A 4,886-nucleotide genomic window follows, 5' to 3' on the forward strand; every position below is an offset into this window, starting at 1 on the left:
GCCTATTTCTTATAAAATAAAAAATGGCTATACATCCGTTTCCCTCCGCTTAACTCCTAATGATGCATTATTTGTAGTGTTTTTGTCACCTGCAAAAAAAAATGCAGTTACCCTTCCTGTCAGAACAGAGCGCCGGGTAAAAAGTATTGAAGGAGCCTGGAAAGTTACATTCCAGCCTGATCGGGGAGCACCGCCTGAAGCGACATTTGAGAACTTGATCTCTTACACAGCACATACTGATCCCGGCATTAAATACTTCTCCGGTACAGCCACCTATACAAAATCAATTAATATCCCGGTAAATACATTGATGATAGGTGCACAGATACGTTTGGATCTGGGAGATGTAAAGAATTTAGCAGAAGTAGTTGTAAACGGAAAGCCATTGGGTACCCTTTGGAAAAAACCTTTCAGCGTGGATGTAACCAACGTCTTGAAGCCTGGAGAAAATAGGTTGGAGATAAAAGTAACTAATCTTTGGGTGAACAGGTTAATTGGAGACCAACAGGCAGATATGAAGCAGAAAATAACTTACACGGCGATACCATTTTACAATGCTAATTCACCATTGCAGCCGTCTGGTTTGTTGGGGCCCGTACAATTGGTATGGCTGAAATAAAATAACGATTGAGTTGCATCGCTGACTATTCAGGCTTTGTATTGAAGAATTGTTTTAGTTGTTTCTTATGATAGTTCACTAAGCAAAAGTATTCAAGACATCGGGTAGCCACCTGGTGAGATTTGTTGGAATAGCAAACAGACATTTCTGCGAAAAATGCACAGAAAGATATCATCTGTGCATTTTACCTGATCATTTTCCGGGCTTTTCAAAAAAACGGTATTGTTATCATAATAAGTGAGTCCTTAAACGGTACATGCCGCTGTTAATCTGCAACAGCGGCATGTTTTGGACTTTTACTATATTTTTTCTATTAATCTGTCCTGCCAATTGGTTGACCTCTTTTTAGGTAGTCAGAACCGCCGAACTGAAATCAAAGGAATGGTCATTTTATTGAAGTCAACACCGGTCACAAGGCAATTGGCTTTAAGGGCGCAGTTTTCTTGATGCTAAGTAATGAAGTAAATCTTTGGGCCTGTCTGTTTGTATAATGTTAGCGCCATGCTCTGTCAGCCATCCCCAGGTTTCATCGGGCTTGTTTTCTTCAACAGCTTTATCATCATCATGTCCGCCATTTTGTTCGGGCCATAAAGCGTTGAACCAGATCGGGTAGCTTTTCTTTAAGACAGGTACTTTGGCCAGAATAGCGTCTGTGTCATTGCTGAAGATGATCTGTATAATGGTTTTAGGGCGGGTTTTATAGGAGTTGATGATGCTTTCCGCATTTGGATCTTTAGGGTTTACGATTACCTGTAAGGTCAATTCTTCCGGGATGTTTTGGTGGTGGGCTTTTACACTGTCTAAAGGCAAGCCATAGATATTAAAAATAGCCTGATCAAACATTTTAACTGAGTCAAGTTTTTTGATGATCTCATCATAATAGTCATAGCCCTTGTCTATATCTATAATGATCTTTCCCTTGGCGGTTTCAAGCATTTCATTAAATGTAGGAATAGTATGTATAGTGGGGTGCCCTGTACCGCTTTTTAATTTGAATTTCCTGATCTCGGCTAAGGTATAGTCTTCAGGTTTTCCCTTTCCGTTGGTACTACGGTCGATGGTTTTATCATGCATAATGATCAATTGCCCATCCTTTGTTTTACACAGGTCAAATTCGGCAATATCAACGCCCATGGCAATACAGTTCTGTAAAGCTTGTACAGAGTTTTCGGGCGAATTTCTCCAATCGCAGCGATGTGCGGTAACTAAAACAGATTTTGAATTTTTATTATTGAGCTGATGAATAGCCCATTGATAATGCTGTTCAATATTGCTGTTGCTTTTTGACTGGCAAAACCCCGCGAGTGGCATCAGTCCGCAGTATATATAAAGCAGGTTTTTTATAGTAGTCATAGTAAGTTTTAAGCAGCAGATGCCCTGACTGGCATCTGCTATAGTTTAACGGATAGTTTTAATAGCCGGGATTTTGTGTATATCCTGCCAGGTCCTTTTCTGTTTGGGGGATTGGATAGTATAAAAGATAGGTACGCCCGTTCAGGGTGGTCAGTAGATCAGTCCTTCCGGTTCTTTTAATGTCATACCACCAATGACCTTCCGCAAAAAACTCACGGCGTAATTCATTCAGGATCAGGTTCTGGTATTGTGAGCTTGTTAGTGCAGCAACTGATGCTGCGCTGGGTGCCGCTTTATACCGGTTGTTAAGGTAAGAGGCAAGTGAAGTTGCGCCTGCCGATGCACCTTGTGCTTCAGCTTTGATCAGGTACATTTCGGCTAATCGGGATACGATGATCGGGGTAGCGATAGGGTTGGAGGATACAGCCAGTTGCTGCCCGGCCTTACCATTCGGAAATTTAATGATCCGGGTAGGATCAGATGAAAATACCGCAGCTTTTCTTTTGTCTCCCGTTTTAATTAAGGGTGTAACCGCATCACTATATAAATTTTTATAAGTAAAGGTACTGGGCGAATATGGCCAGGTTGCCTTGGTGTCGTTCACCTGGCTCAAAAATGAATGCGTATTGGCTGTACTGTTGTTAGCCAGTGCAAATATGATCTCTTTGCTTGTTGAGCCTGCAGTAAACATGGTAGAGTAAGACATGGAGTCTGTTGATAAGGTAAATTTGCCGCTGCTGTAATTGATGAGAGAATCAGCATAAGTTATGGCATTGGCATTATCGCCAGTAGCGAGGTAAACCCTTGCCATTAACGCTTTCACTGCCTGGTCGGATATATAAAGATTATTGCTGAAAGTGCCTACGAGTGATCGGGCAGTTACCAGGTCGCTTTTGATCTGTGCCCAAACCTGTGCCTCAGTCGATCGCTGAACGGCATCGGTTGTGCTTTTTAAAAGGATTGGTACACCGCCATACCTGGCTGCCAGGTTATAATAAATAAGTGCCCTGAAGTATAAGGCCTCGCCTTTATAGGATAACTGAGCTGCAGTAGCCACTGTACCTAAATTATCAACGTTCCGGATTAAAATATTGGCGGTATTAATCCCTTTATAGGCACCTCGCCAGTAACTGGTTATATCGGCATCAGAGGCGTTCATACTTACCGGGTCAACCACATTATATCCGGGGCCGCCTGTAAGGTTTTCGCCTCTTTTATCAAAATCGAACCAGAAATTGAACAATACATCCTCCATAGTTGCGTACATACCGGTTCTTAGCTGTGGTATATCATTTACCCCCAGTGAACTTACGGGTATGGCATTCTGTGGCGACAGGTCTAACTGCTTTGAGCAACCGCATAGTACCAAACTGATACACGAAAGCATCATAAATCTTTTTAAGTTTTTCATCATCTTATATTTATGCATGATTAAAATTTTAAATTAAATCCAAAAAGGATGGTTCTCAAAGACGATTGTAAACCAAAATCAACACCGTAATTAGGGTCTCCCGGGTTGGTGACATAGGATTGTTCAGGATCGTAACCGTCATATTTAGTAAAAGTGTACAGGTTATCAACCGAAGCGAAGACCCTCAGTGCGCTGATATGGTATCGCTTTAAAATGGCAGGAGGGAGGTTGTAGCCCAAGGTTAGTGTTTTTAACCGCAGGTACGATCCGTTTTCTAAAAAGTGAGTAGAGGGCTCTTCATTATAACCATTGGTATAACCTGTAAACACGCCGCCCCTTATTGCTCTCGGCATAAAATTACTCGTGCCCGGGCCTGTCCAATAATGGGTTGCAGCATATGCATCTACGTTATAAAACTGTTCCGTTTTGCTGCCATCATTTAATGTCGCGGTTGAAAATGCGTTACCTAACGACTCAATTCCCTCCGGGCTGCCGCCTTTGTAGGATGCATATACTTTGGCGCCTACAGAGTATTGCGCAAATAAGCTTAGGTCAAAACCTTTATAGCTAAGGTTAGTGGTAAAACCGCCATAATAATCCGGGGTTGCTTTTCCTGCATATTGCCTGTCGGCAGCGGTGATATCCCCATCACCGTTAGCATCATCATATTTTATATCTCCAGCCCTTACGCCCTTAGCATATAACTTGGCCGGTACCTCACTGTCCTGCTGGTAAATACCGGTTTGCTTTAATAAATAAAAAGCACTGATAGATTGGCCGTTGATCAGGGCATGGATCCCTGTTCCGCCTCCTAATAAATTGCTGCCCGTAGCCGGGATTATGTATTGATTGCTGCCATCATATAACGAAAGCAGTTTGTTTTTAACAAAGGTAATATTGGCTGAAGCATCCCATTTAAATTCGCCGGTAAGTATTTTGGCGTTTAAGGCGAGCTCTAAGCCTTTGTTGTTTAATGCCCCTATATTGGCAGCTACCGAAGTAAAGCCGGTTGTGGCATATACCGGTTTATTATATAGCAGGTTAGTTGTTTTCTGATAGAAAAAATCTGTTGTAAACCCTATACGTCCGTTCCACAATTCGGCATCAAGCCCAATATCAAACTGCGCGGCTTTTTCCCAGGTAAGGTTCTGGGCATTTTGTGTGATGACCAAACCGCCCTGATTATTGTATGAGTTACCACCCGAAACCAGCGACTGATTGGCATAATTACCGATGCCGGCTAAACTACCCGTTACACCATAGCTTGTTCTTAATTTAAGCTGTGAAAGCGTGTTGGCCACGGAGGTTTCTTTCATAAAAGATTCATTCATTACCTGCCAGCCCAAAGAAACCGAAGGAAATGTGCCGTATCTTTTATTTGACGAAAATCGTGAAGAACCATCGGAACGTAAACTCGCGTTCAGGATATAACGGTTATCATAATCAAGCGTTAATCGCCCAAAATAACTTTCTAAAGCATATGAATCATAGCCGATCGCATCC

General features: G+C 42.2%; 4 protein-coding genes. 1 reads left to right on the top strand and 3 read right to left on the bottom strand.

The genetic code is table 11. The features are described from left to right. Window positions 1-619 (top strand): glycosylhydrolase-like jelly roll fold domain-containing protein (locus tag VF500_RS05920; RefSeq protein WP_330858779.1); only part of this gene is annotated, 619 nt, incomplete at its 5' end. Between the two features lie 426 nt (window positions 620-1,045). Here the strand turns inward: VF500_RS05920 and VF500_RS05925 are convergent. From VF500_RS05925 to VF500_RS05935, 3 genes are all read right to left on the bottom strand, one after another. After that, window positions 1,046-1,972, bottom strand: a complete 927-nt coding sequence (locus VF500_RS05925) for a glycerophosphodiester phosphodiesterase family protein (protein WP_330858780.1) — start codon at window positions 1,970-1,972, stop codon at window positions 1,046-1,048. A 58-nt stretch (window positions 1,973-2,030) separates the two neighbouring features. Beyond that, window positions 2,031-3,401 (bottom strand): RagB/SusD family nutrient uptake outer membrane protein, encoded by a 1,371-nt coding sequence (locus VF500_RS05930; RefSeq protein WP_330858781.1) that lies wholly within the window; start codon window positions 3,399-3,401, stop codon window positions 2,031-2,033. Window positions 3,402-3,403: 2 nt separating this feature from the next. Then, window positions 3,404-4,886, bottom strand: a 1,483-nt coding sequence (locus VF500_RS05935) for a SusC/RagA family TonB-linked outer membrane protein (protein ID WP_330858782.1), incomplete at its 5' end; no start/stop codon positions are given.

The organism is Mucilaginibacter sp., assembly GCF_036383575.1.
In the GTDB taxonomy this organism is placed as follows: Bacteria; Bacteroidota; Bacteroidia; order Sphingobacteriales; family Sphingobacteriaceae; genus Mucilaginibacter.